A 16,333-nucleotide genomic window follows, 5' to 3' on the forward strand; every position below is an offset into this window, starting at 1 on the left:
TTTTTTATGCAGTTAAACTCCATTAGTCTTATAAATTACAAAAGCTTCTCAAGTGCCGATTTTGAGTTTGATGAGAAGATTAATTGCTTTGTGGGAAACAATGGAGTAGGAAAAACCAACGTTTTGGATGCGATTTATCACCTCGCATTTGCTAAAAGCTACTTTAATCCTATTACTATACAGAATATTAAACATGACGAAGATTTTTTTGTGGTAAATGGTAATTTTGAAAAGAACAATCAAGAGGAGAAAATAGTCGTTAGCGCAAAAAAAGGAGTGAAACGCGTTGTGAAACGCAATGGTAAAATTTATGATAAGATCAGTGATCACATAGGATTGATCCCTTTGGTAATTATATCGCCGGCAGATCGTGATTTAATAACAGAAGGTAGCGATACCAGGCGTAAGTTTCTTGATGGTGTCATATCGTTAAGTAACTCGTTATATTTGAATAAGTTGATTACCTACAATAAATTGCTGCAACAGCGCAATGCATTGTTAAAGTATTTTTTTGCAAATCGTAAATTTGATAGCGACGCATTAGCGGTTTATGATGAACAATTAGTTGATTTGGGTAGTTTTATACATCAAGTAAGAATTGATTTCTTAACTTCATTTACCCCAATTTTTAGAAAATATTACCAGCAAATTTCTCGAACAGAAGAAGTGGTTGATATTTATTATAAAGCCGATTTCAATAATGCAAACCCTGCACAGGTGCTTGAAAATGCGCTGCAAAAGGATATGCAATTGCAATATACCAGCGTGGGAACTCATAAAGACGATTTAGTCTTTTTACTTAATGATCATGCTGTGAAGAAATTTGGTAGTCAGGGACAGCAAAAAAGTTTCTTAACGGCTTTAAAACTGGCGCAGTTTGAGTTTATAAAACAAGAAAGTGGAACCGTTCCTATTTTGCTTCTGGATGATATTTTTGATAAATTAGACGAATCTCGTGTAGCACAAATTATCGACATGGTGAATGACGAGCAATTTGGTCAATTATTTATAAGCGATACACATCCAGAAAGAACCGAAGCTGTGATTAAACAAACCGAGCAATCGTACAAGATTTTTAAGTTATGAGAAGATTAATTTATATACTACTAATTTTTGTTTTCGTCTCCTGCGACAGTAACGAAGAAAAAATCAAAGCCCTAGAAGGTTATTGGAATATCGATGAGGTAATTTTACCCAACGGAAGTGAGCGTGAGTTTCCTTTTTCTAATCACATGGATCATTTTGAAGTCGATGGTTTTAATGGAGTAAAGAACAGAGTAAGTCCTACTTATGATGGTGGTTTTATTAATTATGGAAATCCTATTTATTTTCAATGGGAAGAAAAAGATGGCGATATATGGCTTACTTTTCAAGAAGGAGAAGCTTCTTATATGCAAACCGTAGAAACAGCGACTAAAGAAACTCTAGTGTTACTTCATGAAAATGGAACACGTTACACCTATAAAGCATATACACCTAATGAGGAACAATAAGAAAGAAGATTTTGTACGTATGAGTGATGTGCTGAGTGATTTTAAAGCACAAAGTAAATTACAAAAAGGGTTTGAAAGAGTTGATGTAGAAGAGGCGTGGAACGCAGTCATGGGAACTGGCGTCACTAATTATACGACGCAAATAAAATTTATGACTGGTACTTTATTCATAAGTCTTTCCTCTTCTGTTTTGAGACAAGAATTATTATACGGTCGAGCTAAAATAATTAAGAACTTAAATGATCACTTAGGCAAAGAAATGATTGAAAAATTGGTTCTGAGGTAGAATCTAACTAAAAAGCTTATAGTTTTAAAAATCAATAGGTCTGCTATCCACTTCTTCACTAGCTTTTACATCTCTTTCTTTTACCATCTTCTTTTTAAAAATACGTTCGTATAATTCTTTAATGCTATCAAAATTTATGCGGTATTGTAATCCTAAACCTTGCGTATAATCTTCTTGCTGCCCTAATTGTTGCAAGGTGTTTTCTCTGTTAAACAGTTTAAGTCTCAGCGTTCCGTCTTCATTGATCAAAAATTCTATTTCTACATTACCGATCACGGCACGCTCTGTAGCGCTGGTAGATCCCACTGGAACTCCTAATTTACCGTTGATTAATACGCGATCGGTAATTTGCGTACTTAAAGTTATTCCAAAACGGTCAGAACGCTGTAAATCTGAATTAGGATTGCGTTCTGACGCTTCATAACTAACTCCAAAATCAAATTTACTATCCTCACGACTTACCAGATCATTTACGATTCCTGTAACGCTTTCTACTACATTTCCAGTCACTGCGTTCTGTCCGATACTGTTAGGATTGTAGAAAGATCCTGTAGCAACAAGAGATAATGCTTGTAACTGTCTTTGTGCTTTATCATCTAATCTATATTGCAATTCAGAACTCACTACAGAATTGGTGTTAGGAAACCTTATCTGAAACTCTGGATCAAAGAAACTTAGATCTCCTTGAAGTTTAGTTAAAACTTCTACAGGAACCTGTGCATTTAAATTAGGATTATCGAGAAGAATTGATGGATTTGCTCTGGTAGTATAAACGGCTTCTACATCAATATTTGCATTTGTAGGATCTCCATTCCAGTCCATTGTACCACCAGGAACGATGGTAAAGTTTTTATTTACTATTCCTGCATATTTAAAGTTGTAATATCCATCTGTAACGATAAAATCACCGTTCATTATAAATTTACCATTGGTATTGATCTCTAATAGTAAATTTCCAACGCCGCTTCCGTGTAAGTAGCTTCCATTAGTTGGATCTACGGTAATTTCTACTTCGGCTACAGGTGTTATTTGAAGTTCAAATCGCAATTCAAGGCCACTTATTTTATCAGTTACAATTGTTTCACCAGAGATGCGTGCTTCCTTTTCTTCGGGACTTAAAAAGTATATCGCAGATGTATCTCCTAGGGATTCTCCATCGTCAATGGGTACTTTAAAAATGGTGTTCTCTCCAGTGGTGGCTATAACATTAATGAATAACGTTTCTATAGGTCCAGTGATAGTGGCCTGACCATCTATGAAGGCAGTTCCATAGTACAATGCATCTGGTGTGAGTTGTGTGTCAAGAGCTAGAAGCCTATCAGATTCTATTTTTAGATCTAAATCCCAAAAACCAAAATTCTTATGATTGATTGATCCAGATAAAATTCCTTTTGTCTTGTATTTAGTATCTGTAAGTTGCAAACTGTTAAAATCAAAAGACGTTGATGTGATCTTGATTTGAGAGTTATTTTCAATATCAAAATCAGTATTGAGATATGGAACACGTAGTCCGGCGTCTCTTAGTTTAAGATTACCATTTATGTCAGGCGCACTTAACTCTCCAGTTAGTCTTGCTTGTCCAGACGTAAGTCCTCTTATATTGTCTAGCACTTGACCACCTAACGGACTTAAGGCGATTAGGTTAAAGTCCTTGAAAACTGCGTTGACATTGATTTTACTAGTTTTACCACTGGCATCTATAGTACCATTTGCGGTAAAGGTTTTTTGCACATCATCTTTTAATTGTGCAGTCACATTGTAGAGACTTAAATCTTCATTTCCAGCAACAGAAAGTTCAAAGTCTCCTAAAGGTGTTTCATTTATTTCAAAACCTTTAACCGTGAAATCACTGGACGGTGCATATTTTCCATCGATTTGTTTTAAAGATAAAGATCCATCTATATGACCTTTTAATTTTAAGCTGTCAATGGGTGAAGTAAGACTTGAAACTCTAACGTCTGTAAAGTCTAAGTGAAGGTCTTTATTTTGTTTACCTTGAATATCTCCAGCCAGAGTTATAAATTCTTCTTGATGTCGCGCGACTAGACTGTCTAATTTGAAATTTTTGAGATCATGGTCAAATTTTAGTTGAACATTTTTATCTGTTTTATTTAAAAACCATTTCTTTCCTTGAAAAACAACGTCACTTTTTTTGATACCAACTACCGATTGATTCTCATTGTTTACAGTATGATAAAAGCTTAAGTTAAAGTTGTCAGATTCTCTTGCGGTACTTTTAAATTTAGTACGAAACAATAAGGTGTCTTTATTAGTTACATTTATTAGTTGAAAATCATCTACATCGTAAATACCGTTTTTTACTCCATCAATTTTAATAAAGGTATTAAATAATGGATTTTGGTTATTGATTTGAACGTTTACCTGATCTAGTTCTATATCATAGATTTTAATGTCAGGTGATCTAAATGTCATACGGAATTGGGCTTCGTTACTAGCAACTTGGCCTTTTAAAATCGTGTTTTCGCCTAGAGCGATATCGGGAAAAACAAGATCTACAATTTTATCATAGATTTTAAATTCATAATCTAAATATTGATCCTGCGTAATATTTTCTGATTTATAGTTGGTGTATACATTACCAATACTGTTTTTAAATAACTCTGGGATTTCAGCAACTTTAAAAACACCAGATAGTTCACCTTCTAAAATATCTGTGCTGTTGATGGAAATAAAACGCTCTTCATTTTTGAAACTAGAAACGATACTAAAGTCATTAAAAATATAATCTTCATTTTGATTCTTATAGCTCGCATCTTTAATATCTATGGTTCCTACAGCATCATCTAGCGTGGTTCCTTTCATGTTCATGACTATTTCTCCCTTTAAAATAGATAATGAATCTCTCTTAAAGAGGTTGATCGCATTTAAATTTGCATATTCGATTTTTGCCTCAAAATCATAGGTGTTTACGGTCTCTGATAAATCTGCAAGTCCGTCAAAATCCATTTTAAGATTAGGGTCGTTTATAGAAAATTTTCCATTAAAAATTGGTTTTTTGAACTTCCCATTTACTTTTATGTTGCGATAGGAGTAACCGTTAAAGTCCAGTTGTGCAACTTTTCCTTTAAGTATGGTATTAGCATTGTCTAAGTCAAATCCACGTCCATCTACATCTAAGTCTAAGGTGACATTGCCAAATTCTTTAATCCCTAATAAAGAACCTAGACTTACACGATTCAACTTTATGTTTCCATTATAAGCGATATTGCCGCTTTGTATATCATTAAGAACTAGGTTAGAATTAAAGTTTCCTTTGCGGCTGCTTCCAGATAATCTAGTGACTACTTTATTGGCATTTACACTGGCATAACCAGTTGCTTTTACAGTACCTAATTGATTTAATTGAGTAGGCATTGTGGTGCCTAGAATATTTGGTAAAAACTTTTTTAAATCGGTATTACTTACTTCAAGGGTGTTAAAATCACCTTCTATAAAAAAATCATCCTCATTTTCTACTAGATTTTTAAAATGCATGGTTCCATCTATAGTGATGTCACTTAAGGTAGTGGCTAATAAATCCTCCACAATAAAATCGTTGAGCGTTCCTTGCATACGTCCTTTCAATAGAACTTTATCTTTTTCAACTATTTCATTGTAGAATTTTCTGAGTTCATTGGTAGATAAATCAGCATTTTTAATATCAAAATCCCATTGCACTTTTTTTACAAAATCGATAAAATCTTTTCTGTCATAAGATAATTTTAAGTCACCTACTAATTGAGAACCAGCAGTATAAATCAATAAGTCGTTAGCAAGAATTTGTGAAGGTGTATAAGAAAAATCAGCTTTTAAGTTTTTAATTCTCAGATTTTTTTTGCCATTAGCATCTGGTTTCATAACACCAGTGTACATGTCAAAATTAGCATTTTTAATTACCGCATAAATATTTGAACCTTCAATTCTTAATCCTTCAGATTGAAGATTGAGTTGTGACGCTACAAAGGTTTCTGGATATTTTAAATACTCATCAATTATCTTAATTCGGGAGTTGGTAATTTCTAAGTCTCCTGTCGTTAGAACAAATGGAGCCGTAGATGTACTGTTGTTACCAGATCCAAATTTATTGATGAACATATTGAGATTATCGCTATCATCACCTTTATAACGTACCATGTTTAAATACAGTCCATCTATAGAAGTCGTTCCTAAAGCAGGATTGCCTGATATCAAATCTCCAAAACCTAAAATGGAACTACGAAGTTCTTTAAAGTAAATAATGGTGTCATTACGACTATCTAATGCTCTTGATTCTTTAAGAATAAGATCACCAGAAAAAGAAATGTCAACTGCTTTTATGTCTATATCAGTTCCATAATCTTCATTTAAAGAAGTAGTTAGATATTTAGCTGTTGCAGTTTGAACTGCTGGAAATGAGAATGCTACTACTAATATTAAAAATAATATAAGCAGCACAATTAAGGTTTTCACCAGTATTTTAAGAAGTTTCTTAATCATGTATCGTTTACCTTTGCAAAGATTACCAATTTTTATGCCTTAACGCCTAAATGGACGCAAAAATTTCTCTTATTCTTGCAATTGAATCTTCATGTGATGATACTGCTTGTGCAATTCTCAAAAATGATCAAGTTTTATCTAATGTAGTTGCTGGTCAGGAAATACATACACAATACGGTGGTGTAGTGCCAGAACTAGCTTCAAGAGCGCATCAATCGCACATTGTTCCAGTTGTAGATCAAGCTTTAAAAAAAGCAGGAATTACTAAAAAAGATTTAACAGCCATTGCATTTACTCGAGGACCTGGACTTATGGGCAGTTTATTGGTAGGTTCTAGTTTTGCAAAATCACTCGCATTATCTCTTGATATTCCTTTGATAGACGTGCATCATATGCATGGACATATTTTAGCGCACTTTATCGATATAGGTCTTGAGCGACCGCAATTTCCATTTCTTGCGGTGACCATAAGTGGTGGACATACTCAAATAGTAAAGGTTACCGATTATCATGAAATGGAAGTAATAGGTACCACTCAAGATGACGCTATAGGAGAGGCATTTGATAAAAGTGGGAAAATGTTAGGATTAGGTTATCCTGCTGGACCTCAAATCGATCAACTCGCAAAACAAGGTGATCCTAAAAAGTTTCCTTTTCCGGTTCCTAAAGCTCCAGGTTTAAATTATAGTTTTAGTGGTTTTAAAACGGCTGTTCTTTATTTTATTCAAAGAGAAGTGAAAAAGAATCCTAATTTCATAAATGAAAATCTAGTTGACATTTGTGCCAGTATTCAATATACGTTGATTAAAATTCTATTTCAAAAAGTAGAAAAAGCCGTAAAGCAAACGGGAATTAAAACTGTCGCAATAGGCGGTGGCGTTAGCGCAAATTCTGGTATAAGAGAACAATTGAAATCTTATGAAAATATAGGATGGAATACCTTTATTCCTCCTTTTGAATACACAACAGATAATGCCGCAATGATTGGTATTTCAGCGTATTTTAAATATTTAGAAGGTTATAATGCAGGCATGGATGTCACTGCCTCACCTAGAATCCAGATGTAATGCAATTATTCTATTTTGAAAACATATTCCCAGACACAGATTACCTTTTATTAGATAAAGAACAATCTCGACACATGACTAAAGTGTTGCGCAAAAAAGTCGGAGATCAGGTTCATATTACAGATGGAAGAGGTAATTTATATCTTGGCACAATAAGTTTAGTAACTAGTAATAAATGTGGTATTGATATCGCTTTCGCGAAAGCGTATACGCCACAAAAACAGCAACTACATATAGCTATAGCGCCTACAAAGATGAATGATCGTATGGAGTGGTTTCTAGAAAAAGCTACTGAAATTGGTGTTTCAAAAATTACTCCTTTATTATGCGATCATAGCGAGAGAAAAAAAATAAATACAGAACGCTTCAAGAAGATTTTGATAAGTGCGATGCAGCAAAGCAATCAATTTTATCTTCCAAAAATAGAGGATCTGACTTCATTTTCAGATTTCATTTCATCCCATATAAAAGGTGTAAAATGTATTGCACATTGTGAAGAGACTGATAAAAAGAGTCTCGTAAACCAAATCAACAGTAAAGAAGACTTTACCGTAATTATAGGTCCGGAAGGTGATCTATCATCTCTAGAGATTGACATGGCCATTAAACAAGGATTCCAACCAGTAACATTGGGTGAAAAAAGATTGCGCACAGAGACCGCTGGGGTTTATACCGCAGCTATTTACAACAGTTTTATGGATAAAGTAGTACAGTAAAACAGTACTAGTCTTTTTGGAAACTACACCACTTACTATTAAATAAAACTAGTTATAATTTGCTTCAGTCTTTTGGTTTGGGTCTAGTGAATTTTGTTTTAAAGAACTTAATTCATGAACAGAACTTTCTTTATTTTCCAGATCGGAAGATTGTGAATGATTCTCATGATGTTGTAAGGCTAGCATAGTAAAAGCTAGTAATAGGCTCAATATAGGGATGCCTATTTTTTGTTTTGCTGTGATTTTCATATAATAAGGGGATAATATATAGCTTCAAATATAAAAATTTAACGTTGTAATAACTATTATATTACTTTAATTATTTAGGTTTTAAAAAACTGTCACCGTTAAAGTAATATAAGTTTGTATTTTGCCATTATGAAAAAAATATTTTTTTTAATCACCTTGTTTTTTGTGAGCAATTTATTTGCTCAACAGCTGGCCGTTTTAAAATATAATGGTGGTGGAGACTGGTATTCTAATCCAACAGCACTACCTAATTTAATTACCTATTGTAACGATACTATCGGTACACAATTAGATACAGATGTAGCAACTGTTGAGGTAAGCAGTATAGATATTTTCCAGTATCCATTCATTCATATGACAGGACATGGAAATGTTGTTTTTAATGATGCTGATATTGAAAACCTTAGGAACTATCTCTTAAGTGGTGGTTTTCTTCATATTGATGATAACTATGGTATGGAACCTTATTTGAATAAGGAATTGATTAAATTATTTCCTCAAAAAGAATTGATTGAATTACCTGCTACACACCCTATTTTTAATATCTATACAAAGTTTCCTAAAGGGCTACCAAAAATACATGAACATGAAGGGCAACGACCACAAGCTAAGGGGTTGTTTCATGAAGGAAGACTGGTTTTATTGTTTACTTTTGAAAGCGACCTAGGTGATGGATGGGAAAGCCCAGAGGTTCACAATGATCCACCAGAAGTGCGTAAAAAAGCACTAGATATGGGAGCAAATATTATAAAATATGTATTTATCAATTAAGATATGAGTAAAGCTATTCATTCAAAATCCATAGCATATGGTCTTTTAAGAGCATTGGGAATTATCTTTGGTGTCTTTGTATTAATATGTTTTTTATGGGAGATACAATCGGTATTAGCTTACATAGGCATAGCAGCGGTTCTTTCATTAATAGGAAGACCTATTGTGATATTCCTACGTGATAAATTAAGATTTCACAATACACTTGCAGTTATCATCACTCTTTTGTTACAATTTGCAGTAATAGTAGGAGCGATATTACTAATTATACCTGTCATTACTGAACAAAGTGATAATTTAAGCCAAATAGACCTCATAGAACTAGAAGCAAATATCGAGGTTCTTAATGAACAAATAAGCGATTACTTTGGAATAGAAAGGGTCAATATATTAGAGCGTCTTCAAAAAACTGATTATTACCAAGATTTCAACATGGACTTGATACCGCAGTTTGTCAACGGTTTCTTTGGAACATTGGGTAGTTTTGCCATAGGTTTATTTTCTATATTATTTATTGCTTTTTTCTTACTTAAAGATAGTCGCCTTTTACTTGAAGGTATATTGGTTTTTTCAAAAAAAGGTACAGAAGGTCAGTTCTTAAGGGCTTTTACAAAAATTAAACAATTGCTTTCTAGATATTTTATAGGACTGGTATTACAGGTTACGATTTTATTTGTACTGTACAGCATCATTCTTTTTATAGTAGGTGTTGAGAATGCAATCATTATAGCTTTTTTCTGTGCTTTGTTAAATTTAGTGCCCTATTTAGGTCCGGCTATAGGTTATGTTTTAATGTCGGCATTTGTGATAAGTGATCATTTAGGTTCTGATTTTTCAGATGTTATATTACCAGAGTTGATCATTGTTTTTATAGGCTATGGGATTGTTCAAACCATCGATAATTTTGCAAACCAGCCATTGATCTTTGGTAAAAGTGTAAAATCACATCCTTTAGAGATTTTTATTATCATTCTTATAGCAGGTATAGTTTTCGGTATTTTAGGACTAGTTCTTGCAGTTCCTACTTACACTGCGATTAAGGTGATTTCTAAAGAATTTTTAAGCGAGTACAAGATTGTCAAAAAGCTGACTCAAAACTTATAGATGAATCTTAAAGTAGTCAACGCTGAGATAAATGAATATTTAAGAGGTTGTTTGCATGAAAATGCAGCAGATTTCATGCTTAAAAAACATCCATATAATGAGGTTTCAAACCTAGAGTTGACACAACAATTAGTAGGTTTACAGAAGGCAAAAAATAAATTCCCTTGGCTTTTTAAGTATCAAAATATCATATATCCACCCAAGGTTAATTTAGAACAGACCAGTTCAGAAGTTACAGCTATCTATAAATCTCAGTTATTAGATATAGATACGATGATAGATATTACTGGTGGATTTGGTATTGACGTTTCCGCTTTCGCGAAAGCGTGCACCACAACAACACATGTAGAATTTTCTAGTTCTTTACAACCGTATGCACAACGTTCTTTTCTAGTTCAAGGAATTTCAACAAAATCATTTCAAGCAGATGGAATTGAATTTTTAAAACAATCAAAAGAAGTTTATGATCTCGTCTATGTTGATCCTAGCCGTAAAACAGACTCGCATAGCAAAGCCGTACTCTTAAAAGATTATGAACCTAACGTCATTGATAATCTGGACTTGCTATTAAACAAAGGTAGAAATGTGATGATCAAAACTTCACCTATGTTAGATATTACAGCAGGGATAAACCAATTGCAATACGTAGAGTCTGTGCATATAGTTGCTGTTAAAAATGATGTAAAAGAATTACTGTGGATTTTAAGCAGGAAAGAGGTGAAACAGGTAGATGTAATTTCTGTAAATCTGGAAACAGAACAACCTGTTTTTAAAACAATGTTTTCTTCATCGGGAGTTTTTGATTTTTCAAAACCCCAAAAATATCTGTACGAACCTAATGCTGCAATAATGAAATCGCAACAATTTGATGCCTTACTCGATCAATATCCGTTGCGTAAATTAGATCAAGACGCACATTTATTTACATCAGACCAATTGATCGATTTTCCAGGACGTGTATTTGAAATTAGGAATACAATTGAAAATAAACCTAAAAAGTTGAAAAGGCTTTATGCTAAAACTGCTAGAGGAATCGTTACTCGCAATAACAAAGAATCTGTAGCCACTTTACGTAAAAAGTACCAGTTTAAAGAACATGAAACTAATTATTTATTCTTCACCAGTTCTGAAGAATTAGGTGCTATTGTTATTGAGGCTAGTAAATTATAGACATCCATATTTTTTATTGCATTCTCAAATACACAAAAAATCTTTACTCACTTACTTTTCTCTTACTTTTGCAGCTTTTAAAAATACACCATGATCACAGTAGATAATCTTGCCGTAGAATTTAGTGGAACCACCTTATTCAGTGATGTTTCCTTTGTCATCAACCCAACCGATAAAATAGCATTGATGGGTAAAAACGGTGCTGGAAAATCTACTATGATGAAGATCATTGCAGGAGAACAAACGGCTACTCGCGGTCATGTGCGCGCTCCTAAAGATATGGTCATTGCATACTTACCGCAGCATTTACTTACAGAAGACGATTGTACCGTATTTGAAGAAGCAGCAAAAGCATTCAAACAGGTCTTTTCTATGAAAGAAGAAATGGATCACCTTAATAATGAGCTTACTGTAAGAACAGATTATGAGAGTGACGAGTATATGAAAATCATAGAAAAAGTAACGGAATTAGGAGAGAAGTTCTATGCTTTAGAAGATGTTAATTATGATGCAGAGGTTGAAAAAGCACTCAAAGGATTAGGTTTTAAACAAGAAGATTTTACAAGACAAACCACAGAGTTTAGTGGTGGATGGCGCATGCGCATTGAATTAGCAAAAATATTATTACAAAAGCCAGATTTGATACTTCTTGATGAGCCTACTAACCACATCGATATAGAATCTGTTATATGGTTAGAAGATTTCTTAGTGAATAAAGCAAATGCGGTAATGGTCATCTCGCACGACAGAGCATTTATCGATAATATTACCAACCGTACGGTAGAGGTTTCTATGGGGCGTATTTTTGATTATAAAGCTACCTATTCACATTATTTAGAGTTACGTAAAGATAGGAGAGCACATCAAATCAAAGCTTATCAAGAACAACAAAAGTTCATTGCAGATAACATGGCGTTTATAGAACGTTTTAAAGGAACTTATTCAAAGACTAATCAAGTTTCTTCTCGTGAACGCATGCTAGAAAAGTTACAGATTATTGAGATTGATGAGGTTGATACGAGTGCCTTAAAATTACGTTTTCCTCCATCGCCACGATCTGGTGATTATCCAGTAACAGTAAAAGAGGTTTCAAAGTCTTATGATGATCATGTAGTTTTTAAAGATGCAAATATGTCTATCGCAAGAGGTGAGAAAGTATCTTTTGTAGGTCGCAATGGAGAAGGAAAATCTACTATGATAAAAGCTATTCTAGGTGAGATAGAAGTAAATGGTACGTGTCAATTAGGACATAACGTAAAAGTGGGATACTTTGCTCAAAACCAGGCAGCTTTATTAGATAAAGACTTGACTATTTTTCAAACCGTAGATGAGGTTGCAGAAGGCGATATACGCACACAAATGAAAAACATTCTAGGTCGTTTTATGTTTAGTGGTGATGATCTAGAGAAGAAAGTAGGCGTTCTTTCTGGAGGAGAAAAAACACGACTAGCTATGGTAAAATTACTTTTAGAGCCAGTCAACTTACTGATTCTTGATGAACCTACTAACCATCTAGATTTAAAATCAAAAGATGTTTTAAAAGAAGCACTTTCTACTTATGATGGTACCCTAATTTTGGTTTCTCACGATCGCGATTTCCTTCAAGGTCTCTCAGAAAAAGTATTTGAATTTAAAGAACAACGTGTTATCGAGCACTTTGAAACCATCGATGTCTTTCTAGAAAGAAACAGAATCAAAAGTATAGCAGATATTAATTTGAATTAAAAGTAAGAAGTGTGTTCTGCTTTCGCGAAAGCATAACTACAATTACATCTAATAATCCCATTGACGTTTCTTATTCAACTCTTCATGAGCCTCAATTTCTTCTAGAGGAATTACCTTTAGGAAAGATTGGTGCTGTTCAATAGCAAATTCTAACTGTTCTACGATTTTCTCTACGCTATCATTTTCATAATCGATATCAAGAGGTTCTTTTATGACCATAGATTGTAAGATATTACGCTTTTTAATACGCAATCCTTTCTTATCAAAACTCCTTCTAAAACCGTCTATTACGATAGGTACTACAATAGGCTTGTATTGTTTTATGATATGAGCAGTTCCTTTTCTAATGGGTTTAAATGGTTTTGTAGTTCCTTGTGGGAAGGTGATTACCCAACCATCTTCTAGTGCTATTCCTATATTTTTAGTATCGTCTGGATTTACAGCGCGATTTACTTCTTCACCTTTAGCACGCCAGGTTCTTTCTACTGTGATCGCTCCTGCATAGGCAAATATCTTAGGAAGCAAACCACTTTGCATCGTTTCTTTTGCTGCAACGTAATAAATATTGAGTTTTGGCTTCCATAAGTAGCCTACGTTTTTAATGCTATCATCACGACCCTTTAAAGAGGCATTAAATACATGAAACATACTCACTACATCTGCAAAGTAGGTTTGATGGTTAGACACAAATAAAACACCAGTTTCTGGTAAGTTTCTAATAATGTCGCTACCTTCAATTTCCATCTCATTAAAGCCTCTATAACGACGATGTGACAGAACTCCTGCAATGCGTATGAGCCATTTTTTGAGAAATAAAATATGACCGAAAGGATTTTTTTTAAACAATCCCATATAGATTTTTAATTTTTTAGCGTAATGGCAAATATAATCATACGAGACGTAACATCTGGCTATCCATTGAGTCTGTTGTCGGTCCTTATTTTAAAAACGACAGGCTTTATTTTAGCTATCTGATTAAAGACATCATAAAATACTGCTTATCAAGTTTTAAACTCAACTTTCTTTAAAACATCTTTGATTTCTTGTAACATCATGGCAGTTGCGCCCCAAACCATGATTTCTCCAAAATAGAAACAAGGCACACTTACTTCCTGCATATAACTAGTAGATAGCGTCGTGCGACTTACATTTTTATCTTTTAATAATTCAGACACTTCTATTTCTATGATAGACTTCACTTCACTAGGTTGAGGTGTGAACTGTAATTCTGCTTTCGCGAAAGCGAGATAAGGATAAACCATATAGTTACTAGGCGGAATATAAATTGACGTTAGAGGCATGACCAGTTCTTGATCTTCCATAAGAATACCAATTTCTTCTTCAGTTTCTCTTAGCGCTGTCACGCTATTATCAATATCTGTTTTTTCTTTTCTGCCACCAGGAAATGCGATCTGACCGCTGTGTTTACCTTTAGATTGTGTGCGCTCTATTAGTACAAAATGAGGAATATCATTTTTAGGATAAATTAACATCATTACAGACGCTTCTTTAGGTAATTTATTTTCAAGAGCGACCGCTTGCATTTCTTCAAGACGTTCTACAGCTGCCATTTTAAGCTGTGATTCTAGCCCTGGAAGTGGTAAATTCTTTAGCTTTGACAGCTGATTCAAAAATTCCTTAAATGAAGTCACTTTATCTGATTTTAATTCTTGTGATATGTTGTATCTCTTGTAAAGATACTCCACAAGTTCAAAATAGCTCTCATCAAGAAGTACAGGATACGGTAAAACGATTCACTAAAGAAGAACGTATTCTTGAAAAAACGTACAAGAAACAAATATCTGCTAGTGGTGATACTTTGCTTGCATATATACCTCAAGATAGTGTTCAAAAGTTTTTTACTAGATATGGAAAAGAAAATCCAGAAACTAGAGTACGTTTAAAAACCAGTTATGGAAGTATAGAAATGGAGCTATTTGAGGAAACACCTATTTATCGATCAAGTTTTATTTACCTAGTTAAAAACAATTACTTTAATGGGACTTATATTCATAGAGTAGTAGAAGATTTTGTCGTGCAAGCCGGCGATAGCGATGAAGCATTACCAGCCATGAAAAGAACTAGTGCTGGAAATTATAAGCTCCAACCTCATTTTTTACCAGGTGTAGTTCATGAACGAGGTACTTTAAGTAGTGCAAAACAATGGGTAAATAATCCAGATAACTGGCACAATCCGTTTGATTTTTTTATTACTCTTAGTAGGTCACCACATTTAGATAACGAGCATACTATTTTTGGTAGAGTAACAAAAGGAATTGAAGTAGCAGATCAAATAGCAAAAGTGCCTACCGATGACAGTGACTGGCCTAAAGAAGATATATTTATTGAGATTGAAGTGATTAAATAATTACCTTTTTAAACAAGAAGAAGTGAGAAACAAAAAAAATGGTAGTATCTCATTAACTGTATAAGTAGTTAAAAAAGGCTTAGGTGATGACCCAAGCCTTTTTTATTTTAAATTTCACACAGATATGAACCAATAAGGTTTATTCAAGGACGATTTTTTTTAAACAGTTCAAAACGGGAGATGAACTCACTGATTTCTTAAAGCAACTTCAAAAGCGAGGTATTGAAAAAATGCTAAAAGGCTAGCTTGATGCTCACTTAGACTATTTAAACACATGAAAAAAAGTCCAACTTACAATAAACGTAAAGGATACGGCACTAAAAAGGTGAGGACTATCTTTGGTGAGTCAGAGATTAAAGTTTCCAGAGATCGTGATGCCTCATTTAACCCCATATTTGTTGCCTAGCAGAAGAGACCTTTGGAGCCGGTATATCTAGTTGGTATGAAAGCTATTGTATTGTCTTTAAGGTGCAACTCTAAAGTGATTCATAAAATCGTTTACACAGCTGTAGGGTTTTGTAGGAATGGTAAAAGTGAATGTGCTTACTAATATGAAAGCTTTTTACTGAGATATGAAGCAGATTTATAACGCGCCTACAAAACAAGCCGCAAAAGCTGCTCTAAAAGACTTTGCAGATAAATGGGAAGACAAGTACTCTTACGCTGTCAAAAGATGCTATGACAACTGGAAAGACCTTACCGTTTTCTTTGAGTTCCCTTTAGAAATCAGAAAATACACCAAAAACAAATTATCCTTTCCAACAGATGATGCCGTTATGAAATCTATATAATGGGCAGTAAGGGAAGCGACTAAAAAATGGTCTATGCCCATCAAAAACTCGAGTATTGTACTCTATCAGTTGCTAACCATTTATAAAGAAAGGGGCTAATTATAAACTCATTTAAAG

The 16,333-nt window shown here is 33.9% G+C and carries 14 protein-coding genes and 1 pseudogene; 11 read left to right on the forward strand and 4 right to left on the reverse strand.

Annotation, left to right across the window (positions count from 1 at the left end; translation table 11 throughout):
• Positions 1–6: 6 nt before the first annotated feature.
• The 3 genes from recF to ACTF54_RS11755 are packed head-to-tail and all read left to right on the forward strand — an operon-like array spanning position 7 to position 1,779.
• The gene (gene recF / locus ACTF54_RS11745; RefSeq protein ID WP_438969413.1) at positions 7–1,086 is read left to right on the forward strand and encodes a DNA replication/repair protein RecF; all 1,080 of its coding nucleotides are present in this window, start codon (positions 7–9) and stop codon (positions 1,084–1,086) included.
• Positions 1,083–1,493: a lipocalin family protein gene (locus ACTF54_RS11750; protein WP_438969414.1), complete on the forward strand. Its 411-nt coding sequence runs from the start codon at positions 1,083–1,085 to the stop codon at positions 1,491–1,493. Before recF ends, ACTF54_RS11750 begins: the two co-directional genes overlap by 4 nt.
• On the forward strand, positions 1,480–1,779 hold the full coding sequence (locus ACTF54_RS11755; protein WP_347196950.1) for a DUF721 domain-containing protein: 300 nt from the start codon (positions 1,480–1,482) through the stop codon (positions 1,777–1,779). The genes ACTF54_RS11750 and ACTF54_RS11755 overlap by 14 nt, the downstream gene beginning before the upstream one ends.
• A gap of 24 nt (positions 1,780–1,803) precedes the next feature.
• Here the strand turns inward: ACTF54_RS11755 and ACTF54_RS11760 are convergent, their stop codons facing one another.
• Positions 1,804–6,255, reverse strand: coding sequence for a translocation/assembly module TamB domain-containing protein (locus ACTF54_RS11760; RefSeq protein WP_438969415.1), 4,452 nt, complete (start codon positions 6,253–6,255; stop codon positions 1,804–1,806).
• Between the two features lie 50 nt (positions 6,256–6,305).
• Here ACTF54_RS11760 and tsaD point away from each other — a divergent pair, with 50 nt between their 5' ends.
• Complete coding sequence (tsaD, locus tag ACTF54_RS11765) at positions 6,306–7,322, forward strand: tRNA (adenosine(37)-N6)-threonylcarbamoyltransferase complex transferase subunit TsaD (RefSeq protein WP_347196948.1); 1,017 nt, start codon at positions 6,306–6,308, stop codon at positions 7,320–7,322.
• The gene (locus ACTF54_RS11770) at positions 7,322–8,038 is read left to right on the forward strand and encodes a 16S rRNA (uracil(1498)-N(3))-methyltransferase (protein WP_347196947.1); all 717 of its coding nucleotides are present in this window, start codon (positions 7,322–7,324) and stop codon (positions 8,036–8,038) included. Before tsaD ends, ACTF54_RS11770 begins: the two co-directional genes overlap by 1 nt.
• Before the next feature lie 48 nt (positions 8,039–8,086).
• Here ACTF54_RS11770 and ACTF54_RS11775 read toward each other — a convergent pair whose 3' ends face one another.
• Positions 8,087–8,287, reverse strand: coding sequence for a hypothetical protein (locus ACTF54_RS11775; RefSeq protein WP_347196946.1), 201 nt, complete (start codon positions 8,285–8,287; stop codon positions 8,087–8,089).
• 129 nt (positions 8,288–8,416) lie between these two features.
• Between ACTF54_RS11775 and ACTF54_RS11780 the strand changes: the two genes are divergently transcribed.
• From ACTF54_RS11780 to ACTF54_RS11795, 4 genes are all read left to right on the forward strand, one after another.
• Entirely contained in the window at positions 8,417–9,058 is a 642-nt protein-coding gene (locus ACTF54_RS11780) for a DUF4159 domain-containing protein (protein ID WP_438969416.1), read from the forward strand.
• Between the two features lie 3 nt (positions 9,059–9,061).
• Entirely contained in the window at positions 9,062–10,162 is a 1,101-nt protein-coding gene (locus tag ACTF54_RS11785; protein WP_438969417.1) for an AI-2E family transporter, read from the forward strand.
• Positions 10,163–11,332: a THUMP-like domain-containing protein gene (locus tag ACTF54_RS11790; RefSeq protein WP_438969418.1), complete on the forward strand. Its 1,170-nt coding sequence runs from the start codon at positions 10,163–10,165 to the stop codon at positions 11,330–11,332.
• Between the two features lie 90 nt (positions 11,333–11,422).
• Complete coding sequence (locus ACTF54_RS11795) at positions 11,423–13,057, forward strand: ABC-F family ATP-binding cassette domain-containing protein (RefSeq protein WP_438969419.1); 1,635 nt, start codon at positions 11,423–11,425, stop codon at positions 13,055–13,057.
• A 48-nt stretch (positions 13,058–13,105) separates the two neighbouring features.
• Here the strand turns inward: ACTF54_RS11795 and ACTF54_RS11800 are convergent, their stop codons facing one another.
• Both ACTF54_RS11800 and ACTF54_RS11805 read right to left on the reverse strand, forming a co-directional pair.
• Positions 13,106–13,909 (reverse strand): lysophospholipid acyltransferase family protein, encoded by an 804-nt coding sequence (locus tag ACTF54_RS11800; protein WP_347197452.1) that lies wholly within the window; start codon positions 13,907–13,909, stop codon positions 13,106–13,108.
• A gap of 149 nt (positions 13,910–14,058) precedes the next feature.
• Positions 14,059–14,688, reverse strand: a complete 630-nt coding sequence (locus ACTF54_RS11805; protein WP_438969420.1) for an NUDIX hydrolase — start codon at positions 14,686–14,688, stop codon at positions 14,059–14,061.
• Positions 14,689–14,699: 11 nt separating this feature from the next.
• On the opposite strand from ACTF54_RS11805, the gene ACTF54_RS11810 reads away from it, so the two are divergent.
• Positions 14,700–15,425, forward strand: a complete 726-nt coding sequence (locus ACTF54_RS11810) for a peptidylprolyl isomerase (RefSeq protein WP_347197454.1) — start codon at positions 14,700–14,702, stop codon at positions 15,423–15,425.
• A 152-nt stretch (positions 15,426–15,577) separates the two neighbouring features.
• Positions 15,578–16,315, forward strand: a pseudogene (locus tag ACTF54_RS11815) (transposase).
• Positions 16,316–16,333: the final 18 nt, after the last annotated feature.

The organism is Nonlabens sp., from assembly GCF_965657255.1.
Lineage (GTDB): Bacteria > Bacteroidota > Bacteroidia > Flavobacteriales > Flavobacteriaceae > Nonlabens.

What these genes read in the sequence shown, in the direction of transcription:
- recF (WP_438969413.1), top strand. Translation starts at nt 7, where the DNA reads ATGCAGTTAAACTCCATTAGTCTTATAAATTACAAAAGCTTCTCAAGT.
- ACTF54_RS11750 (WP_438969414.1), top strand. Translation starts at nt 1,083, where the DNA reads ATGAGAAGATTAATTTATATACTACTAATTTTTGTTTTCGTCTCCTGC.
- ACTF54_RS11755 (WP_347196950.1), top strand. Translation starts at nt 1,480, where the DNA reads ATGAGGAACAATAAGAAAGAAGATTTTGTACGTATGAGTGATGTGCTG.
- ACTF54_RS11760 (WP_438969415.1), bottom strand. Translation starts at nt 6,255, where the DNA reads ATGATTAAGAAACTTCTTAAAATACTGGTGAAAACCTTAATTGTGCTG.
- tsaD (WP_347196948.1), top strand. Translation starts at nt 6,306, where the DNA reads ATGGACGCAAAAATTTCTCTTATTCTTGCAATTGAATCTTCATGTGAT.
- ACTF54_RS11770 (WP_347196947.1), top strand. Translation starts at nt 7,322, where the DNA reads ATGCAATTATTCTATTTTGAAAACATATTCCCAGACACAGATTACCTT.
- ACTF54_RS11775 (WP_347196946.1), bottom strand. Translation starts at nt 8,287, where the DNA reads ATGAAAATCACAGCAAAACAAAAAATAGGCATCCCTATATTGAGCCTA.
- ACTF54_RS11780 (WP_438969416.1), top strand. Translation starts at nt 8,417, where the DNA reads ATGAAAAAAATATTTTTTTTAATCACCTTGTTTTTTGTGAGCAATTTA.
- ACTF54_RS11785 (WP_438969417.1), top strand. Translation starts at nt 9,062, where the DNA reads ATGAGTAAAGCTATTCATTCAAAATCCATAGCATATGGTCTTTTAAGA.
- ACTF54_RS11790 (WP_438969418.1), top strand. Translation starts at nt 10,163, where the DNA reads ATGAATCTTAAAGTAGTCAACGCTGAGATAAATGAATATTTAAGAGGT.
- ACTF54_RS11795 (WP_438969419.1), top strand. Translation starts at nt 11,423, where the DNA reads ATGATCACAGTAGATAATCTTGCCGTAGAATTTAGTGGAACCACCTTA.
- ACTF54_RS11800 (WP_347197452.1), bottom strand. Translation starts at nt 13,909, where the DNA reads ATGGGATTGTTTAAAAAAAATCCTTTCGGTCATATTTTATTTCTCAAA.
- ACTF54_RS11810 (WP_347197454.1), top strand. Translation starts at nt 14,700, where the DNA reads ATGAAGTCACTTTATCTGATTTTAATTCTTGTGATATGTTGTATCTCT.